This is a genomic window from Streptomyces sp. (assembly GCF_019510245.1).
Lineage (GTDB): Bacteria > Actinomycetota > Actinomycetes > Streptomycetales > Streptomycetaceae > Streptomyces.
The window spans coordinates 38,002-55,295 of record NZ_JAEKKT010000181.1 but is presented as its reverse complement, the minus strand read 5'-3'; the positions used below and the strand labels follow the sequence as shown (position 1 = coordinate 55,295).

19 protein-coding genes and 1 pseudogene are annotated in these 17,294 nt (G+C 71.5%); 12 read left to right on the top strand and 8 right to left on the bottom strand.

From position 1 onward, the window contains the following. Positions 1–174: 174 nt before the first annotated feature. The gene (folP, locus tag JF597_RS36215) at positions 175–1,035 is read right to left on the bottom strand and encodes a dihydropteroate synthase (protein ID WP_294005434.1); all 861 of its coding nucleotides are present in this window, start codon (positions 1,033–1,035) and stop codon (positions 175–177) included. A gap of 160 nt (positions 1,036–1,195) precedes the next feature. Here folP and JF597_RS36210 point away from each other — a divergent pair, with 160 nt between their 5' ends. Next, positions 1,196–1,564: a DivIVA domain-containing protein gene (locus JF597_RS36210; protein ID WP_294005431.1), complete on the top strand. Its 369-nt coding sequence runs from the start codon at positions 1,196–1,198 to the stop codon at positions 1,562–1,564. 14 nt (positions 1,565–1,578) lie between these two features. Continuing rightward, the gene (locus JF597_RS36205) at positions 1,579–2,166 is read left to right on the top strand and encodes a DNA-3-methyladenine glycosylase I (protein WP_294005643.1); all 588 of its coding nucleotides are present in this window, start codon (positions 1,579–1,581) and stop codon (positions 2,164–2,166) included. Positions 2,167–2,190: 24 nt separating this feature from the next. On the opposite strand, the gene JF597_RS36200 is transcribed toward JF597_RS36205, so the two are convergent. Next, positions 2,191–2,892, bottom strand: a complete 702-nt coding sequence (locus JF597_RS36200) for an enoyl-CoA hydratase-related protein (RefSeq protein WP_294005428.1) — start codon at positions 2,890–2,892, stop codon at positions 2,191–2,193. A 419-nt stretch (positions 2,893–3,311) separates the two neighbouring features. Here JF597_RS36200 and JF597_RS36195 point away from each other — a divergent pair, with 419 nt between their 5' ends. Beyond that, a complete protein-coding gene (locus JF597_RS36195) occupies positions 3,312–3,479 on the top strand; it encodes a DUF3117 domain-containing protein (RefSeq protein WP_069751535.1) in 168 nt (55 codons plus the stop codon). A 119-nt stretch (positions 3,480–3,598) separates the two neighbouring features. Here the strand turns inward: JF597_RS36195 and JF597_RS36190 are convergent, their stop codons facing one another. Then, positions 3,599–4,297 carry an O-methyltransferase gene (locus JF597_RS36190; protein WP_294005640.1) on the bottom strand — a complete coding sequence of 233 codons (699 nt, stop codon included), beginning with the start codon at positions 4,295–4,297 and terminating at the stop codon, positions 3,599–3,601. 235 nt (positions 4,298–4,532) lie between these two features. Here JF597_RS36190 and sigE point away from each other — a divergent pair, with 235 nt between their 5' ends. From sigE to JF597_RS36165, 5 genes and pseudogenes are all read left to right on the top strand, one after another. Continuing rightward, positions 4,533–5,249, top strand: a complete 717-nt coding sequence (gene sigE / locus JF597_RS36185) for an RNA polymerase sigma factor SigE (protein ID WP_089098938.1) — start codon at positions 4,533–4,535, stop codon at positions 5,247–5,249. Positions 5,250–5,320: 71 nt separating this feature from the next. Beyond that, positions 5,321–6,189, top strand: a pseudogene (locus JF597_RS36180) (zf-HC2 domain-containing protein). Positions 6,190–6,345: 156 nt separating this feature from the next. Next, entirely contained in the window at positions 6,346–6,876 is a 531-nt protein-coding gene (locus JF597_RS36175) for a trypsin-like peptidase domain-containing protein (RefSeq protein ID WP_294005415.1), read from the top strand. A 201-nt stretch (positions 6,877–7,077) separates the two neighbouring features. Further along, positions 7,078–7,524 (top strand): sec-independent translocase, encoded by a 447-nt coding sequence (locus tag JF597_RS36170; protein ID WP_294005412.1) that lies wholly within the window; start codon positions 7,078–7,080, stop codon positions 7,522–7,524. Between the two features lie 238 nt (positions 7,525–7,762). Next, entirely contained in the window at positions 7,763–8,434 is a 672-nt protein-coding gene (locus tag JF597_RS36165) for a hypothetical protein (protein WP_294005409.1), read from the top strand. Between the two features lie 150 nt (positions 8,435–8,584). Here JF597_RS36165 and JF597_RS36160 read toward each other — a convergent pair whose 3' ends face one another. Genes JF597_RS36160 through JF597_RS36150 form a run of 3 tightly spaced genes read right to left on the bottom strand, consistent with a single transcriptional unit; the run spans position 8,585 to position 11,661 of the window. Then, complete coding sequence (locus JF597_RS36160; RefSeq protein ID WP_294005406.1) at positions 8,585–9,718, bottom strand: Mrp/NBP35 family ATP-binding protein; 1,134 nt, start codon at positions 9,716–9,718, stop codon at positions 8,585–8,587. A gap of 43 nt (positions 9,719–9,761) precedes the next feature. Continuing rightward, a complete protein-coding gene (locus JF597_RS36155) occupies positions 9,762–10,358 on the bottom strand; it encodes a DUF1003 domain-containing protein (RefSeq protein ID WP_294005403.1) in 597 nt (198 codons plus the stop codon). Continuing rightward, positions 10,348–11,661, bottom strand: coding sequence for a CBS domain-containing protein (locus tag JF597_RS36150; protein ID WP_294005400.1), 1,314 nt, complete (start codon positions 11,659–11,661; stop codon positions 10,348–10,350). Before JF597_RS36150 ends, JF597_RS36155 begins: the two co-directional genes overlap by 11 nt. A gap of 199 nt (positions 11,662–11,860) precedes the next feature. On the opposite strand from JF597_RS36150, the gene JF597_RS36145 reads away from it, so the two are divergent. After that, positions 11,861–12,586, top strand: coding sequence for a hypothetical protein (locus JF597_RS36145; RefSeq protein WP_294005397.1), 726 nt, complete (start codon positions 11,861–11,863; stop codon positions 12,584–12,586). A gap of 49 nt (positions 12,587–12,635) precedes the next feature. Here JF597_RS36145 and JF597_RS36140 read toward each other — a convergent pair whose 3' ends face one another. After that, the gene (locus JF597_RS36140; RefSeq protein ID WP_294005394.1) at positions 12,636–13,148 is read right to left on the bottom strand and encodes a hypothetical protein; all 513 of its coding nucleotides are present in this window, start codon (positions 13,146–13,148) and stop codon (positions 12,636–12,638) included. A gap of 9 nt (positions 13,149–13,157) precedes the next feature. Next, on the bottom strand, positions 13,158–14,288 hold the full coding sequence (locus tag JF597_RS36135; protein ID WP_294005391.1) for a magnesium and cobalt transport protein CorA: 1,131 nt from the start codon (positions 14,286–14,288) through the stop codon (positions 13,158–13,160). A 486-nt stretch (positions 14,289–14,774) separates the two neighbouring features. Here JF597_RS36135 and JF597_RS36130 point away from each other — a divergent pair, with 486 nt between their 5' ends. From JF597_RS36130 to JF597_RS36120, 3 genes are all read left to right on the top strand, one after another. Continuing rightward, on the top strand, positions 14,775–15,371 hold the full coding sequence (locus JF597_RS36130) for a suppressor of fused domain protein (protein ID WP_294005388.1): 597 nt from the start codon (positions 14,775–14,777) through the stop codon (positions 15,369–15,371). Between the two features lie 186 nt (positions 15,372–15,557). Beyond that, a complete protein-coding gene (locus JF597_RS36125) occupies positions 15,558–16,199 on the top strand; it encodes a DUF6758 family protein (protein ID WP_294005386.1) in 642 nt (213 codons plus the stop codon). A gap of 213 nt (positions 16,200–16,412) precedes the next feature. Next, positions 16,413–17,270, top strand: coding sequence for a PHP domain-containing protein (locus tag JF597_RS36120; RefSeq protein WP_294005383.1), 858 nt, complete (start codon positions 16,413–16,415; stop codon positions 17,268–17,270). The last annotated feature ends 24 nt before the right edge of the window (positions 17,271–17,294 follow it).

The following is a 17,294-nucleotide window of genomic DNA, read 5'->3' as shown; positions in this document are numbered from 1 at the left end:
GACCCACGGAGTCGGGTGGTGGGTCGCTTGATTCGCGCACTTCTCGACCCACGGAGTCGGGTGGTGCGTCGTTTGATTCGCGCACTTCTCGACCCACCGAGTCGGGTGGTGGGTGGGCGAGGTTTTCGGGGGTCTGGGGGCGGAGCCCCCAGGACGCGGCGGGGCGGTCGGGGGCTACGCCAGGCCGCGGCGGGCCACCGCCGGGGGCCGATGGCCGGCGATGGACGCCACCATGTCCAGCACCTGGCGCGTCTCGGCCACCTCGTGCACCCGGTACACCTGAGCCCCCAGCCACGCCGACACCGCCGTCGTCGCCAGCGTCCCGATCACCCGCTCCTTGACCGGCCGGTCCAGGGTCTCGCCCACGAAGTCCTTGTTGGACAGGGAGACCAGCACCGGCCACCCCGTCTCCACCATCTCGCCCAGCCGCCGCGTCGCCTCCAGGCTGTGCCGGGTGTTCTTGCCGAAGTCGTGCCCGGGATCGATCAGCACCGACTCCCGCGGCACCCCCAGCGCGACGGCCCGCTCGGCCAGCCCCAGGGTCACCCGGAGGATGTCCGCCACGACGTCGTCGTACGTCACCCGGTGCGGCCGCGTCCGAGGCTCGGCCCCGCCCGCGTGCGTGCACACCAGCCCCACCCGGTACCGCGCCGCGACCTCCGCCAGCCCCGGGTCGACCCCGCCCCACGCGTCGTTCAGCAGATCCGCCCCGGCCTCGCAGGCGGCCTCCCCGACCGACGCCCGCCAGGTGTCCACGCTGATCACGACGTCCGGGAAGCGGCTGCGCACGTCCGCGACGAACCCGACGATGCGCCGCGCCTCCTCCTCGGCGGTGACCTCCTCGCCCGGCCCGGCCTTCACCCCGCCGATGTCGATGATCGCGGCACCCTCGGCGACCGCCTGCTCCACGCGCGCGAGGGCCGGCTCGTCACGGAAGGTCGCCCCCTGGTCGTAGAAGGAGTCCGGCGTCCGGTTCACGATGGCCATGATCACCGGTTCGTTCGGCCCGAATTCCCGCCTGCCCAGCCTGAGCATCGCCTGTGACCTCCCGTAGTAATTCCCTCGGTGCGACCGCCTGCGACCCTAACTGTCAGACTCGCATGGCACGATCGGACACAGACACATTCGACACCGAGCACACTGAGCACACGAGTGCTGCTGCACCGAGCTTCATCGAGCCTGGGGGCCCACCGCGATGGTTATGTTCCTGTTCCTCGTCGTCGCGCTCGCGGTCGTGGTCGCCGCGGTCACCCTCTCCGTGGTGAGCGGCGGCGAGAGCGGACCGCTGCCCGAGGTGGCGCCCGAGCGGCTCCAGGACCCGCTGCCCCCGGACCGCCCGGTCAGCCGCGCCGACGTGGAGAGCATCCGCTTCGCGCTCGTCCCGCGCGGCTACCGCATGGCGGACGTCGACGACGCGCTCAGCCGCCTCGGCGCCGAGCTCGCCGAGCGCGACGCCCGGATCGCCGACCTCGAGTCCGCGCTGGCCGGCGCCCAGGCCGCACCGCACCGCCCCCACAGCCCGCACACGTCGCTGGACAAACCCGAGCCGGAGGACCGGCCATGAGCGAGACGACCGACCTGATCGAGGGGGCGGCGGTTCCCGGCCCGGACGGCAGGCTGCGCTGCCCCTGGGCGCTGTCCACCGAGGACTACGTGTCGTACCACGACGAGGAATGGGGCCGCCCGGTCCACGGCGACGACGCCCTCTACGAACGCCTCAGCCTGGAGGCCTTCCAGTCCGGCCTCTCCTGGATCACGATCCTGCGCCGCCGCCCCGGCTTCCGGGCCGCCTTCGCCGACTTCCACATCGAGAAGGTGGCCGCGTTCACCGACGAGGACCGCGAACGCCTGCTGGCCGACGCCGGCATCATCCGCAACAGATCGAAGATCGACGCGACCATGGCCAACGCGAAGGTCCTCGCCGAGTGGGGCCAGGGCGAACTGGACGACCTGATCTGGTCGTACGCCCCGGAGCCGGGCACCTACCCGGCCCCGAAGACCATCGCCGACGTCCCGCCGGTGACCCCCGAGTCGACGGCCCTGTCCAAGGCCCTGAAGAAACGCGGCCTGCGCTTCATCGGCCCGACGACGGCGTACGCCCTCATGCAGGCATGCGGCCTGGTCAACGACCACCTGGAGGCATGCGCGGCCCGAAACACGCCGTAAGGGACAGCGCCCCGTGAGGACGGGTTACCGCCCCAGGTACTTCGGCTTCTCCTTGTTCACGAACGCCTGCACGGCGATCCCGTGATCCTCGGACGCCCCGGCCCGGGCCTGCAGCTCGTCCTCCTTGTCCAGCGTCTCGTCGAGGGAGTGCGTGAGCCCGTAGGCGACGGCCTCCTTCAGCGCCGCGTACGCCACAGTCGGCCCTTCGGCCAGTTTCCGGGCCACCTTCTCGGCCTCGGCCCGCAGCTCGGCCGAAGGCACCACCTTGTTCGCGATGCCCAGCTCGTACGCGTCCTGCGCCGCGAACGACGTGTTGAAGGCGGCGGTGTCGGCGACCACCCGGTAGTCCGCCGCGAGGGCGAAGCCGAGACCGGCGCCGGCGGCCACCCCGTTGACGGCGGCGACGACCGGCTTCGGCGCCGACACCAGCGCCCGCACGATCGGGTTGTAGTGCTCCCGTACCGTCGTCATCGTCTGCCCCGCCCCGGTCTCCCGGTCGGACGCGAGCAGCGTGATGTGCTCCTTGAGGTCCTGGCCCACGCAGAACGCCCGGTCTCCGGCGGCCGTCAGCAGGATCGCGCGGACAGCCGTGTCGGCCGCCGCTTCCTGCGCTGCTTCCCGAAGGGCCACCTTTGTCGCGATGTTCAGCGCGTTCATCGCCTCGGGGCGGTTCAGCGTGATCGTCGCGAGTCCGTCGCCCACCTCGTACAGCACGGTGTCGGTCATGGTGCGTCCCCTCCGTCGTCTTCGTCGGTCTTCGTTCGTCCGCGTCTGTCTGCGTCTGTCCGCCTCGTCGCGGCTGACGTACCGCTCAGTACGTCCGCGTCCGAAGGACAGCATGGCGGAGATCGTCGCCGGGGGACCGGAGCGGGCGTGTGACCTGCGTCAAAGAATTCCGGAGCCGACTCGGTCGGCGTAAGGACACGAGGTGGCGAAGTATCGCAGTCACATCGCCGAATTGAGTGGTTTTGCTCGCGTGCGTTGCCCAAGCGATGCCGACTGATGTTGGTCATCGGGTCCTGAGATGCGGGATAATGGCCTGGAAGCAATGTGTTCGATGCCGGTGTCGCGTGTCCTTCGAGGATCACGCGTGCCCTCCAGGGCCGTCGGTAGACGATGAGCTGTTTTCAGGAAGGGGAACGAGCATGGCGGCCATGAAGCCGCGGACGGGTGATGGCCCGCTCGAGGTGACCAAGGAGGGGCGGGGCATCGTCATGCGCGTTCCGCTCGAAGGCGGCGGTCGGCTCGTCGTCGAGCTGACCCCTGACGAGGCCGCGGCGCTCGCCGACGCCCTCAAGAACGTCGTCGGCTGAGGCGTCAGCGACCATACCCTTTCGGCCGCCCCGGCATCCTAAGCGGTGCCGGGGCGCTGCCGTCTCTCCGGGCCCCGGCACCGGCCGGGACCCTTTCCCTCCCGCGTTCCCCGCGCGGGCTACCGCTTGACCGCGCACAGCAGCCCGTCGCCCACCGGCAGCAGCGACGGCACCAGCTCCGGGCTCTCCCGGACCGTGCGCAGCAGCTCGCGCAGCCGCAGTACCTCGGTCGGCTGCGGCCCCGAGTCCACGGTGCGGCCGTTGGCGAAGACGCCCTCGAAGACCACCAGGCCGCCCGGACGCAGCAGACGCAACGATTCAGCGAGATAGTCGGAGTACTCCTGGCGGTCCCCGTCGCAGAAGACGAGGTCGTAGCCGGCGTCCGCGAGGCGGGGCAGCACGTCGAGGGCCCGGCCGGGGATGAAGCGGGCCCGGTTGCTGGCGAAGCCGCAGGCACGGAAGGCCTGCCGCGCGAACTGCTGGTGCTCCGGCTCCGGGTCCACGGTGGTCAGCACGCCGTCCGGGCGCATGCCGTGCAGCAGGTACATCCCGGAGACCCCGCACCCCGTACCGATCTCGGCGACCGCCTTGGCCTCCACGGAGGCGGCGAGCATGCGCAGCGCGGCGCCCGTGCCGGGCGACACCGAGCGCAGCCCTGCCTCGCGGGCCCGGTCACGGGCCCACCGCAGTGCTTCGTCCTCGGCGACAAAGGCGTCGGCGAACGCCCAGCTCGTCTGCCGGTTGCCGGTAATGACCCTCTCCTGTCCCCGTGGTTGCCTGGGCGTGACTGTATCCGTTGGCGTCGGGAACCCGCAGATGGGACCGGGCGTTTAGAGGGGTGGAAGACGAGGCGGGGGGACACGAATGGATCACGGTGAGCAGACGGCGGTCGAGCACCTGCTGTCGCAGCCGGACGAGCCGTACCAGCACAGATCAAATTCTTGTAAAACCGCTTATCCGGTGCTAACGGGAGAGGTGGCTATGGTAGGGGCTCCACTGGACACCACCAGAGCCGACAGGGGAGGTGCGGCTGCGCCTGGGGATCGGGGAGGAGTGCTGCGGCGCTTCCTCGGATCGGCAGGCAGGCCGAAATCCGTGAACGACACCGCTGCTGACCCCAGCCACGCCGCCGCGCTCGCCATGGGCGAGGACCGGACCGCGACCTTCTCCACCGACGCGGACGGGCAGGCATGGACTCCGCCCACGTGGGAGGAGATCGTCAGCACGCACAGCGGCCGCGTCTACCGCCTGGCCTACCGCCTCACCGGTAACCAGCACGACGCCGAGGACCTCACCCAGGAGGTCTTCGTCCGCGTCTTCCGCTCCCTGTCGACGTACTCCCCGGGCACCTTCGAGGGCTGGCTGCACCGCATCACCACCAACCTCTTCCTCGACATGGTCCGCCGCAAGCAGCGCATCCGCTTCGACGCCCTCGGCGAGGACGCGGCCGAGCGCCTGCCCAGCCGCGAGCCCACCCCCTCGCAGGCCTTCAACGACGCGCACTTCGACGCCGACGTCCAGCAGGCGCTGGACACCCTCGCGCCCGAGTTCCGCGCCGCCGTCGTGCTCTGCGACATCGAGGGGCTGTCGTACGAGGAGATCGCCGCGACCCTCGGCGTCAAGCTCGGCACCGTCCGCTCCCGTATCCACCGTGGCCGCTCCCAGCTGCGCAAGGCCCTCGCGCACCGCTCCCCGGAGGCCCGCAAGGCCGAGCGCCGTTCCTTCGTGCCCCGTGTTCCCGCACTGGGAGGAGGGGGCGCGACCGCGTGAGTGGATCACGACCGAAACCGGCCGAGCGGCAGCTCGCGGAACAGCACCTGGGAGACCGACTCTCCGCCCTGGTGGACGGAGAGCTCGGTCATGAGACGCGTGAGCGCGTCCTGGCCCACCTGGCGACCTGCGCCCGGTGCAAGGCCGAGGCGGACGCCCAGCGCGCCCTGAAGAACGTCTTCGCGGCGGCCGCTCCGCCACCCGCCTCCAGGGGCTGCCCGCGGGCGGCGACCAGGACGGCGGCGGCTCGCCGTTCGGCGGGGGAGATCCCTCGGGACGCAGATCCGGCGGCGGGGTCTTCGGGACGAGCCGGGACGACCGCTTCGAGTTCGGTTACGTCCCGGCCCGCCCGCACGACCCGGCCGCGGCCGCCGGCCGGGGCTTCCGCATCCACCCCGTCGGCCGCCCGGACGGCGACCGCTCCGCCTCGCGCTCCATGCGGTTCGCGTTCGTGGCCGCCGGCGCGGTATCGCTCGCCGCCGTCGCCCTCGGCGGGGTGACCGCGGGCCTCCCCGGCACCACGGCCGCCGACGCCCGCACCGGCACCGGCGGCGGCAGCGTCGCCCCGGCAGGCACGGCGGGCTCGGGCACCACCGGGGCCGCCGACCAGCAGCGGCGCCGCCTGCTCACCCCGCTGCTGTCGTCCGGCGCGCTGCTCGGCTCCACTCCCGCCGTGCCCACCTCGGTGTCCGCACCGCTGCTGCCCGGAGTGCCCTCCCCGGCCACCGCGCAGCAGACGCTGAGTGAACTGACCGCACCGGTGATGGCCGGCGCGGCCGCAGTCTCCCCGCTGATACGACCGCTGAGCACCAACCCGCCGTTCGCCCTCACCTCGTGGACCACCGTTCCCGAGGCGGCCGCCACCAGCCTGCTCGCCGCACCCGTCCCCGACACCACCTCCGCACCCTCCCCGTCCCGTTCCTCCCGCGCGGCCCACTGACCGATCGCCGCCCATCTGCTGAACGATCCTGCGCGGCTGCTTGCGAACCTGGTTGAATCCTGTGAACCAGCCATGCCCGTGGCACCGCTGCGAGCACGGAGCCGACCTTCCGCGAGCCCGCCCGTGCACGGCCCGCGGTGAGCCCGCGAGGAGACCATGGACGAGGGGATACCAGCGGCACGGCGGCGGTCGCGGAGCCGGTGGACGTTCGCCGTGGGGGCACTGGTGCTCTCCGTGGTCTCCGCCGCGGCCGGCGGGCTGATCGGCGGCTGTCTGGAGCGCACCGGCGGTCTGCAGGCCGTACAGCTGGCCCAGCCGGATCCGGTCCACCCCGGTCCGCCCCGGCCGGGCCCGCCGCCCGGACGCCCGCCGGGCAATGCCGCCGGGATCGCCGCGCGGGCGCTGCCCAGCGTCGTCACCCTGCATGTCACCGGCACCGGCGAGCAGGCCACCGGCACCGGCTTCATCCTCGACACCCGTGGGCGCATCCTCACCAACGACCACGTCGTCGCCGCGGGCGGCCGCATCACCGTGACGTTCAGCAGCGGAGCCACCGCCCGGGCGACCGTCGTCGGCCGGGACACCGGCTACGACCTCGCCGTCGTCCAGGTGCACGGCGTGCAGGACCTCAACCCGTTGCCGCTCGTCGGCCCCCACGGCCGCCCCGACGTCGCGGACAGGAACTGACAGAAACGTCACAGGCAGTGCCCCGCTCGTGCCCCGACTAGGCAAACAACCCGGAAAACCGGTCGTACACACGCAGTCGGACACCTCGGGGCAGTACCGGTCGGACAGGTCCGCCGGGTACCGTGGACCCGGCCCGGACCACGGAACACCCGCAACAGCGACCGGAGGGCCGAGGACCGAGGACATCGCAAGGAGCTTCAGGTGTTCAATGACATAGGACCACTCGAGCTGGTGACGATCATTGTGCTCGCCGTGCTCGTCTTCGGTCCGGACAAGCTCCCGAAGGTCATCCAGGACGTCATGCGGACCATCCGCAAGATCCGGGAGTTCTCGGAGAGCGCCAAGGAAGACATCCGGCAGGAACTCGGCCCGGAGTTCAAGGACTTCGAGCTGGAGGACCTCAACCCGAAGACCTTCATCCGCAAGCACCTGGACAGCGACGAGCTGGGGCTGAAGGAGATCCGCAACGGCTTCGACCTGAAGAAGGAGATGGCCGAGGTGACGGACGCGGTGCACAGCCGCGACACCGACTCCTCGTCGTCGTCCGCCGGGAGCGGTTCGTCGGGGAGCGGCCGGATCGACATGACCAAGAAGCCGGAGGACCCGGGCAAGGACGACCGTCCGCCCTACGACGCGGACGCCACCTGAGTTCGGATCACCGACCCGCGCATGAGCGGCGCACGTGACGCGTTTCATACCGCGTGTGCGCCGCTCATTCGTCTCTTAGGGCCCGAACCAGCCGCCCGTACGACCCACGCACCGGGCGCTTTCGCGGCTGGTCCCAGCGGTGTCGATATGCTGCCGAGTTGTTGTGCGGACCGGACGAGTGCGCCCGAAGGGGGGCGGGCCGCCCCGGACCGACGAGAGCTAGGAGGCGTCCGGGCAGATGGAGACGACAAGTCGGGTGGACGGACAGGCGCCGGCCGCGGAGGGCGTGCAGCAGGCCCCCTCAGCCCGCCGCACGGTCGACGGCTACCTGGAGGCGCCCTTCCCCTGGTACGGCCTCGACGAGGCGTTCACGGGGCCGCGCTGGCTGATGCAGGTGGGTACGGCGGCCGACGGTGCGGTGGAGCACGGGTCGATCGGGCACGGCGACGAGCCGTCGGTGCGGAACGAGCATCTCGCCGCGTCCGCCGGTGAGCCGCGGGAGAAGTTCGCGGTCGTCGTGACCGTCGCGGCGAGTCCGTCCCGGCGGAGCGCCGACGGTACCGGGCTGCTGGAGGCCACGTCGGTGTCGTCCGCCGCGTGGCTGGCCGGGGTCGGGCTGCTGTCCTTCACCTGGCCGGGGCAGATGGACCACAGCCTGCGGGACGACTGGCTGGAGCAGCAGACCGAGACGGCGTGGGAGCTGGCCGACGAGCTGACCGGGCCGGAGTGGTCGACGCTGTCGCTGCCGGTGGACGGGGTGGCGACGCCGTTCCACTACCGGGAGTCGGAGTTCGGGTGGGTGCTCGCCGGGTCCACGGAGGGGGGCGTGCACCTCGGGGCGTACGGGCGGGGGATGTCGGCCTACGGGCTGGGGTTCGCGGTGATCAAGGACGTTGCCGCGTACGCATGAGAAAAGGGGCGCCGGTGGTCTGGCGCCCCTTCGCCGTAGGGGGTGTGGTGGTTGCGCGACCGCGGGTGCGTGGTGGCTTGTCGCGCCCACGCGGCGGAGCCGCATATCGAAAACAGCCCAGCGCCCCTGACGGGGCGCTGCAGGTGCCCCTTAGAACTTGTTGCGCGGCGTGATGCCCAGGGACATGCCCGAGAGGCCGCGCTGCCTGCCGCCGAGCTTGCCGGCGATGCCGCGCAGGGCCGCGCCCGCCGGGCTGTCCGGGTCCGTCAGGACGACCGGCTTGCCCTCGTCGCCGCCCTCGCGGAGGCGGACGTCGATCGGGATCGAACCCAGGACCGGCACCGTCGCGCCCGTCGTGCGGGTCAGGCCGTCGGCGACCGTCTGGCCGCCGCCCGTGCCGAAGACGTCGACCATCTCGCCGCAGTGCGGGCAGGGCAGGCCGGACATGTTCTCGACGACGCCGACGATCTTCTGGTGGGTCTGGACCGCGATCGAGCCCGCCCGCTCCGCGACCTCCGCAGCGGCCTGCTGAGGCGTCGTCACGACCAGGATCTCGGCGTTCGGGACCAGCTGGGCGACCGAGATGGCGATGTCACCGGTGCCGGGGGGGAGGTCGAGGAGGAGGACGTCCAGGTCGCCCCAGTAGACGTCCGCGAGGAACTGCTGGAGGGCGCGGTGCAGCATCGGGCCGCGCCAGACGACCGGGGCGTTGCCCGGGGTGAACATGCCGATGGAGATGACCTTCACGCCGTTGGCCGACGGCGGCATGATCATGTTCTCGACCTGGGTCGGGCGGCCGTCCGCGCCGAGCATGCGCGGGACGGAGTGGCCGTAGATGTCCGCGTCGACCACGCCCACCTTCAGGCCGTCGGCGGCCATCGCGGCGGCCAGGTTGACCGTGACCGACGACTTGCCGACGCCGCCCTTGCCGGAGGCGACCGCGTAGACGCGGGTGAGGCTGCCGGGCTTGGCGAAGGGCACCTCGCGCTCGGCCTGGCCGCCGCGCAGGGCGGAGGCCAGCTCCTTGCGCTGCTCGTCGCTCATCACGTCCAGGGTGACGTCGACCCGGGTGACGCCCTCGACCCGGGAGACCGCCTCGGTGACGCGCTGGGTGATCGTGTCCCGCATGGGGCAGCCGGAGACCGTCAGGTACACGGTGACCGCGACCGCGCCGTCCTCCCCGATCACCACCGATTTGACCATCCCCAGTTCGGTGATGGGTCGGTTGATCTCCGGGTCGTTCACCGTCGCCAGTGCCTCGCGCACCGCGTCTTCGCTAGCCATACCCCCGATGGTACGGCGCGGCGCGGGGCCCCTATAACGCCCCTCAGCGGTCGTCTACGTCACGCCTCGCCGACCGTTCTGCCGGGAATACGGCATGTTCGTGATGCCCGTCCCGCCGCTCGTCCATCTCCTTCAGCAGGTCCTGGAGTTCGGAGCGGATCCAGTCCCGGGTCGCCACCTCGCCCAGGCCCATGCGCAGGGCGGCGATCTCCCGGGTGAGGTACTCGGTGTCGGCGATGGACCGCTCGTTCTGCTTGCGGTCCTGTTCGAGGTTGACCCGGTCGCGGTCGTCCTGCCTGTTCTGCGCGAGCAGGATCAGCGGGGCCGCGTAGGAGGCCTGCAGGGACAGGGCCAGGGTCAGGAAGATGAACGGGTACTCGTCGAAGCGGAGCCGTCCGGGTGCCGCGATGTTCCACAGCACCCAGAGGATGATCACGAACGTCATCCAGACGATGAACCGCCCGGTGCCCAGGAAGCGGGCGATGCGCTCGGAGAGCCGTCCGAAGGCCTCCGGGTCCCACTCGGGCAGCAGCCTGCGCCGCGGTGCGCGCGGCTGGTCCAGGCGGTGACCGCGCGACCGGCCGGCGGCGGTGGCGCCGGACGGCGTCCGCTCGCGGGTGCTCTCACGCTCAGGCGCCATGGATCCCCGCCCCCTTCTCCGCCGTCTGCTCCGGCTGGTCCCCTTCCTCCAGATGGAACTCGGTCTCCCGCCAGTCCTCCGGCAGCATGTGGTCGAGGACGTCGTCCACGGTCACCGCGCCGACCAGCGAGCCCGCCTCGTCCACCACGGGCGCCGCGACCATGTCGTACGTGGCGAAGAACCCGGCGATGACCGGGAGCGTGGCGTCGGGGGCGAGGGGTTGCAGGTCGTCGTCGGCGACCAGCGAACTGACCAGGGTGTAGGGGGGATCGCGCAGCAGCCGCTGGAAGTGCACGGTGCCCAGGTACTTCCCGGTGGGGGTCTCGTCGGGCGGCCGGCACACGTAGACCTGGGCGGCGAGGGCCGGGGAGAGGTCGGGGTTGCGGACCCGGGCGAGGGCGTCGGCGACGGTCGCGTCGGGCCGCAGGACGATCGGCTCGGTGGTCATCAGACCGCCCGCCGTGTGCTCCTCGTACGACATCAGGCGCCGCATCTCGGCCGCGTCCGCCGGCTGCATGAGGCTCAGCAGCCGCTCCTTGTCCTGTTCGGGGAGTTCGGCGAGCAGGTCGGCCGCGTCGTCCGGGTCCATGGCCTCCAGGATGTCCGCGGCCCGCTCCTCCTTCAGCTTGCCGAGGATCTCGATCTGGTCGTCCTCGGGGAGCTCCTCTAGGACGTCGGCCAGGCGGTCGTCGTCGAGGGCCGCGGCCACCTCGGCGCGGCGCTTGGGGGAGAGGTGGTGCAGCACGTTGGCGAGGTCGGCGGGGCGCAGCTGCTCGAAGGTGGCGAGCAGGCTCTCGGCGCCCTGGCCGTGCTCCTCCAGGGAGAACCCGGTGACCTGCGACCACTCGACGGTGAGCGTCTCTCCTCTGGACCGCCGGAAGGTTCCGGTCCGTCCCTTGCGGACGAAGACCCGGTCGATCTCCCAGTCCCGGCGGGCCGGCAGCTGCTGCACGGCCAGGTCGAGGACGGTGACCTCCTCGCCGGTCTCGACCAGCCGGACACGGCGGTCGAGGAGTTCGCCGAAGACCAGGCGTTCGGTGGGGCGCTGCTCGAAGCGGCGGACGTTGACCACGCCGGTGGTGATGACCTGGCCGGACTCGACGCCGGTCACGCGGGTCATGGGCAGGAAGACGCGGCGCCGGGTGGACAGTTCGACGACCAGGCCGAGCAGCCGGGGCGGGCGGCGGCCGACGCGCAGCATGACGACGAGGTCCCGGACCCGGCCCACCTGGTCGCCGGCCGGGTCGAAGGCGGGGACACCGGCGAGGTGCGAGACGAAGACGCGGGGAGCGCCGGCTGCCATGGGGTTGCTTCCTTTACCTACCGGGGTACTGCTTGCGTGGTTTTCGGTCCCTTCTGCCCGCTCGGTGGGCTTCAGGCTAGCCCGTACCGATCGGATACGCCCTGGTGGGCGGTCCGGACGGACCGGCTCCGCCGGGCGGCTTGGGCACCGGTACGCTGCGGTACGCCCTGCCGGACCGCTCAGAAAGGTGGCCCTGTCCGTGACCGCGATCGCTCCGGGCCGTACCCGCCACGCCGCACTGGTCACCGCCGTGTGCGCACTGGCCGTCCTCACCGGATGCAGCGAAGACCCGGATGCCGGCACGAACGGGGTGGGCAAGCTGGCGCCGGACGTCATCCAGTCGAGGACGCGGGCGGCGGCGGCGTCGGTGGCGACGGTGCGGCTGGCGGGGACGGTGGTCACCAGCGGGCGTACGTACGAGCTGGACATGCGCCTGAACGAGGAGGGCGGGACCGGGTCGGTCACCTCGAAGGGCTCGACGTTCCAGCTCCTCAGGGTCGGCGACACGCTGTATCTGCAGGCCGACGAAGGCTTCTGGAACCACGCCGACGGCAGCGACACGACCGCGGCGACCAAGCTCGACGGCAAGTACGTCAAGGTGCCGCGGACGGATCCCGCGTACAAGAAGTTCAGCGGCTTCACGGACAAGGACCTCCTCCTCTCGGGCCTGCTGACCCTGCACGGTTCGCTCTCGACGGCCGGTCACCACGAGCAGTCGGGTACCCGCACGATCCGCATCACCGGCGACGGCGGTTCCGGCGGCACCCTCGACGTCTCCCTGGACGGCAAGCCGTACCCCCTCCGCCTGGAACGCGGCGGTGGCGCGGGCACCCTCACCTTCTCCGACTGGGGTAAGGACTTCAGCGTGGTCGAACCGGAGAAGGGTGAGACGGTCGACTACGGGAAGCAGCTGCCGGCGTCGTAGCCGGTCGCCCCGACCCGCGGCGGGGCTCCGAACCCGGCTCCGGTGCGGGCTACTTGGATTTCCGGCGTCTCGAAAGCAACCGTGGCAGGGCGGGTGGGACCGGGCGCCGGGTGGTGGCGGGGGAGGAGAGCGGCGGCGCCGCCAGGCTCCCCTCCGGAAGGGGCGATGTCGTCCCGGTCGGGGTCAGGCGCAGCACCCTGCACTCCCTGGCCCAGCGGTCGGTCATCGCCTCGCCGTCGGGGGCGTTGAGGCGTTTGCCCTTCAGCTCCGCCACCGCCGTGTCCCACTCGGGGGTGCCGGCCGCGAGTTCCGTGACCGTCGCCGTCCAGGTGACCAGCCGGCCCCCCTTGTCCTTGCTGCGGACGGTCACCTCCGCCGAGCCCCCGTCGGGCAGCTCACCCAACGGCTGCTCGGCCCCGTCGCCGACCAGGCACACACCCCCGTCGGCCCACGCGTGCCACACCGCACGCGCCGTCGTCGCCCCGGCGCCCCGCACCCAGACGAGGCCGGACTTCTTCGTGGCCTCCTCGACGAGGGCCTGGTCGAGCAGCTCGCTTGTCATGGCGACAGCCTAGAGCCAGCCGTTGCGCTTCAGCGTGCGGTGGATGCCGAGACAGATCACCCCGGTGATGGCCATGATCACCGGGTAGCCGTACCGCCAGTGCAGCTCCGGCATGTACTTGAAGTTCATGCCGTACACACCGCACACCATCGTCGGTACGGCGATGATCGCGGCCCAGGACGTGATCTTCCGCATGTCCTCGTTCTGCGCGACGGACGCCTGTGCGAGGTTGGCCTGGAGGATCGAGTTGAGGAGTTCGTCGAAGCCGACGACCTGCTCCTGGACGCGGGCGAGGTGGTCGGCGACGTCCCGGAAGTACTTCTGGATGTCGGGGTCGACCAGCCGCATCGGCCGCTCGCTCAGCAGCTGCATGGGGCGCAGCAGCGGCGAGACCGCACGCTTGAACTCCAGCACCTCGCGCTTGAGTTGGTAGATCCGCGCCGAGTCGACACCGCGGGAGACACCGCCCTTGCGGCCCGGGGTGAAGACCTCCGTCTCCACCTCGTCGATGTCGTCCTGCACCGCGTCGGCGACGGCGACGTAACCGTCCACGACGTGGTCGGCGATGGCGTGCAGCACGGCCGAGGGGCCCTTGACGAGCAGCTCGGGGTCGTCCTGGAGCCGGTGCCGCAGCGCCCGCAGCGAGCCCTGGCCGCCGTGCCGGACGGTGATGAAGAAGTCCCGGCCGGTGAAGCACATGACCTCGCCGGTCTCCACGACCTCGCTGTTGGCGGTGAGCTGGTCGTGCTCGACGTAGTGGATGGTCTTGAAGACGGTGAAGAGGGAGTCGTCGTACCGCTCCAGCTTCGGGCGCTGGTGGGCTTGTACGGCGTCCTCCACGGCCAGCGGGTGGAGCCCGAACTCGCTCGCGATACCGGCGAATTCGGCCTCGGTCGGCTCGTGCAGGCCGATCCAGACGAACCCGCCGTCGCGGCGCACCAGCCGCATCGCCTCGTGCGGGGTCAGCGGCTTGCCGGTCTCGACGCGGGCGCCGTCGCGGTAGACGGCGCAGTCGACGACGGCCGAGGGCGTACCGGGGTCGCGGGTGGTGTCGTACGCGCCGTTCTCCGGCCGCAGGCTCTTGCGCAGCGAGGGGCGGGAGGGGCGGACCACGGCTCGGAGGTCGCGGATCATCGACATGGGCAGGCTCCTTCGCGACAGGCAGCGGAAGACGCCGGGGAACGGGTGGAACTACCCGGAATGAGGACGTCCTGGCTTCGGATGTTTGGCACGTCCACAAAGCGGGGAGCACCGCACCGTTGCGGTGGCGACTTCGCTACTGATTCAGATCAGACGAACGGATCCAGACAGATCCGGAACGGACCGGTCAGAAGGATCGGGCAAGCGAAACGGAGTGCTCTTCCGAACGACAACGCGCACGAGAAGGCGGCAGCCAGCCAGAGAAAGAGATTCAGAGGCCGGAAGAGCGAGTGGTACTGCACGGGTGACTTCGATCCATGACAGCCCCACCTCCTCCAGCCGGTCCCTCGTAAGGGAGTCCTGTCGGCGTCGGGGTCTGACCGCGACGCGCTGCGTGCTGCCCCGAACCACCGCGGTCAGAGTAGCAGCAGCCCTCAGTGTCAAGGCGCCGCTTTGCCCGGTACTGACGAGTTCTATGCTCGCGACATGGTTGAAGTTCTTCCTCTGGTCGAGGCCCGGTTGACCACCGCACTGGGCGAACCGGACGCGCGCGCGGCGGTCACCTTCCTCGGTACGGACCGCATCGAGGTGCTCCGTTTCCACGAGGACCTCCAGGGCGAGAACGTCGTCCGCTACGCCACGCTCGGCATGTCCGCGCACCCCATGACCGATCCCACCGCGATGGTCGCGGACCCCGTCAAGGGACCGCGCGCCGAGCTGGTCCTGTCGGTCCGGGCCGGGCTCGCCGAGACCGACAAGGTGCTCCGCGCGCTCGCCGTGCTCGCGGCGTCCCCGCAGGTGGAGGGTCTGGTCGTGACACCCGGCGCGTCCCTCGACGTGGGCGGTCCGCTGTGGCCGGGCGCGCCCTTCACCTCCGTCCTGGTCGGCGAGCCGGGCGGTCTCGTCGAGGATCTGGAGCTGGACGAGCCCCTCGACCCCGTACGGTTCCTGCCGCTGCTGCCGATGACACCGAACGAGGCCGCCTGGAAGCGCGTGCACGGCGCCGGCGCCCTCCAGGAGCGCTGGCTCGCGAACGGGGCCGACCTCCGGGACCCGCACCGGAAATCCGTCCCGCTGGACTGACGCGGGGGTGAGCAAGCTCACCAAGCGGCATGCGCCGCCGGGCAGTTGGCAAGCCGGTCGGCGAGCACGGCGGCCCCGTCGCCGGAGGCGGGCCGCACGGCTGGGGCCGTCCGGCCACGCGGCGGCGTGCGCTGGACGGGTGATCGTCCTTGACGTGGGGGGTCCTGGGTAGGACCGTGGGGCTCTATGAGGGGCGAACCCAGTTGCCCGAAGTGTGGTGGCCGGGTCAGGGCTCCCGGACTTTTCGCCGACACCTGGCAGTGCGATGTCCACGGGACCGTGCATCCGGTACAGCCCGTGATCCCGCCCAGCGTCGAGGCCCTCGGTGTGGTGGTGCACCGCACCCAGGTCCCGGTGTGGATGCCCTGGCCGCTGCCGGTCGGCTGGCTGTTCACGGGCGTGGCGTACGCCGGCGACGACCGCAGTGGGGGGCGCGCGACCGCCGTCGCCTGCTCCGGACCCGCGCCGCTCGGCGGCATAGGGGAGATGATCCTGGTCGCCGAGGAGCTGGGCGTCGGTCTGGGGGCCCGGTACGCAGGGATCGACGGGCCGGATCCGGGGTCGTACATGAACGTGGAGAAGCCGGCGCAGGCGAAGGTGCTGGCGGCGGGGCGGCCGACGCCCTTGTGGCATGTCACCGGCGCGCCGGACGACCGGGCCGTCTTCGCGGGCGAGGCCCGCGGGCTGTGGCTGTGGGCCGTGGTGTGGCCCGAGCAGACGGGTCTGCTGATGTACGACGAGCTGGTGCTGACGGACTTGCGGGACGCGGGGGCCGAGGTGGACCTGGTGCCGTGCGGGGCGTTGTCGCCGCGGTTGCTGGAGCCGTAAGGAAGGGGCCGTACGTGGGCGACTGCGGCGCCGTGGTGGCTTGTCGCGCAGTTCCTCCCCCCGCCTTCGGCCGGGGGTACCCCCAGCGCCCCTGGGTGGGACCTGTGCCGCGCCTGTATGGGGCACCCCCCGCTTTAGGGTGTGACAGGGCAGCCTCCGGAGGCCGCTATTCTTGACGCGTCCCTTCCGTACCGTCCCGCTGGAGTCCGTGTCGTGCGCATCGATCTGCACTGCCACTCCACCGCCTCGGACGGTACGGACACCCCGGCCGAGCTGGTGCGCAACGCCGCCGCTGCCGGTCTTGACGTCGTCGCGCTGACCGATCACGACACCACCCGTGGATACGCCGAGGCCGTCGCCGCGCTGCCCAAGGGGCTCACCCTGGTCACCGGGGCCGAGCTGTCCTGCCGTGTCGACGGCGTCTCCATGCACATGCTGGCCTACCTCTTCGACCCCGAGGAGCCCGATCTGCTCGCCGAGCGCGAGCTGGTCCGGGACGACCGGGTGCCGCGCGCGCAGGGCATGATCGCCAAGCTGAACGCGCTGGGCGTGCCGGTCACCTGGGAGCACGTGAAGCGGATCGCCGGCGACGGTTCCGTGGGGCGGCCGCACGTCGCCTCCGCGCTCGTCGAGCTCGGCGTCGTGCCGACCGTGAGCGACGCCTTCACCGAGGAGTGGCTGGCCGACGGCGGCCGGGCCTTCGTGGAGAAGCACGAGACCGACCCCTTCGAGGCGATCCGGCTGGTCAAGGGGGCCGGCGGAGTGTGCGTGTTCGCGCACCCGGCGGCCGCCAAGCGCGGCCGTACCGTGCCCGAGTCGGCGATCGCCGAGATGGCCGCGGCCGGTCTCGACGGCATCGAGGTCGACCACATGGATCACGACGAGGACACCCGCGCCCGGCTGCGCGGACTGGCCGGGGAGCTGGGGCTGCTGGTCACCGGGTCCTCGGACTACCACGGCAGCCGCAAGACGGTGGCGCTCGGCGAGTACACCACCCACCCCGAGGTGTACGGCGAGATCACTCGCCGGGCGACCGGGGCGTTCCCGGTACCGGGGACCGGCGGGGCCTGAGGCCCGACCCTCGCCCGTCCAAGA

Excerpts from the sequence above, each read along its gene's own strand:
- folP (WP_294005434.1), bottom strand. The coding sequence starts at position 1,035 with ATGCTCAGGCTGGGCAGGCGGGAATTCGGGCCGAACGAACCGGTGATC.
- JF597_RS36210 (WP_294005431.1), top strand. The coding sequence starts at position 1,196 with ATGGTTATGTTCCTGTTCCTCGTCGTCGCGCTCGCGGTCGTGGTCGCC.
- JF597_RS36200 (WP_294005428.1), bottom strand. The coding sequence starts at position 2,892 with ATGACCGACACCGTGCTGTACGAGGTGGGCGACGGACTCGCGACGATC.
- JF597_RS36195 (WP_069751535.1), top strand. The coding sequence starts at position 3,312 with ATGGCGGCCATGAAGCCGCGGACGGGTGATGGCCCGCTCGAGGTGACC.
- JF597_RS36175 (WP_294005415.1), top strand. The coding sequence starts at position 6,346 with ATGGACGAGGGGATACCAGCGGCACGGCGGCGGTCGCGGAGCCGGTGG.
- JF597_RS36165 (WP_294005409.1), top strand. The coding sequence starts at position 7,763 with ATGGAGACGACAAGTCGGGTGGACGGACAGGCGCCGGCCGCGGAGGGC.
- JF597_RS36160 (WP_294005406.1), bottom strand. The coding sequence starts at position 9,718 with ATGGCTAGCGAAGACGCGGTGCGCGAGGCACTGGCGACGGTGAACGAC.
- JF597_RS36155 (WP_294005403.1), bottom strand. The coding sequence starts at position 10,358 with ATGGCGCCTGAGCGTGAGAGCACCCGCGAGCGGACGCCGTCCGGCGCC.
- JF597_RS36150 (WP_294005400.1), bottom strand. The coding sequence starts at position 11,661 with ATGGCAGCCGGCGCTCCCCGCGTCTTCGTCTCGCACCTCGCCGGTGTC.
- JF597_RS36140 (WP_294005394.1), bottom strand. The coding sequence starts at position 13,148 with ATGACAAGCGAGCTGCTCGACCAGGCCCTCGTCGAGGAGGCCACGAAG.
- JF597_RS36135 (WP_294005391.1), bottom strand. The coding sequence starts at position 14,288 with ATGTCGATGATCCGCGACCTCCGAGCCGTGGTCCGCCCCTCCCGCCCC.
- JF597_RS36130 (WP_294005388.1), top strand. The coding sequence starts at position 14,775 with ATGGTTGAAGTTCTTCCTCTGGTCGAGGCCCGGTTGACCACCGCACTG.
- JF597_RS36125 (WP_294005386.1), top strand. The coding sequence starts at position 15,558 with ATGAGGGGCGAACCCAGTTGCCCGAAGTGTGGTGGCCGGGTCAGGGCT.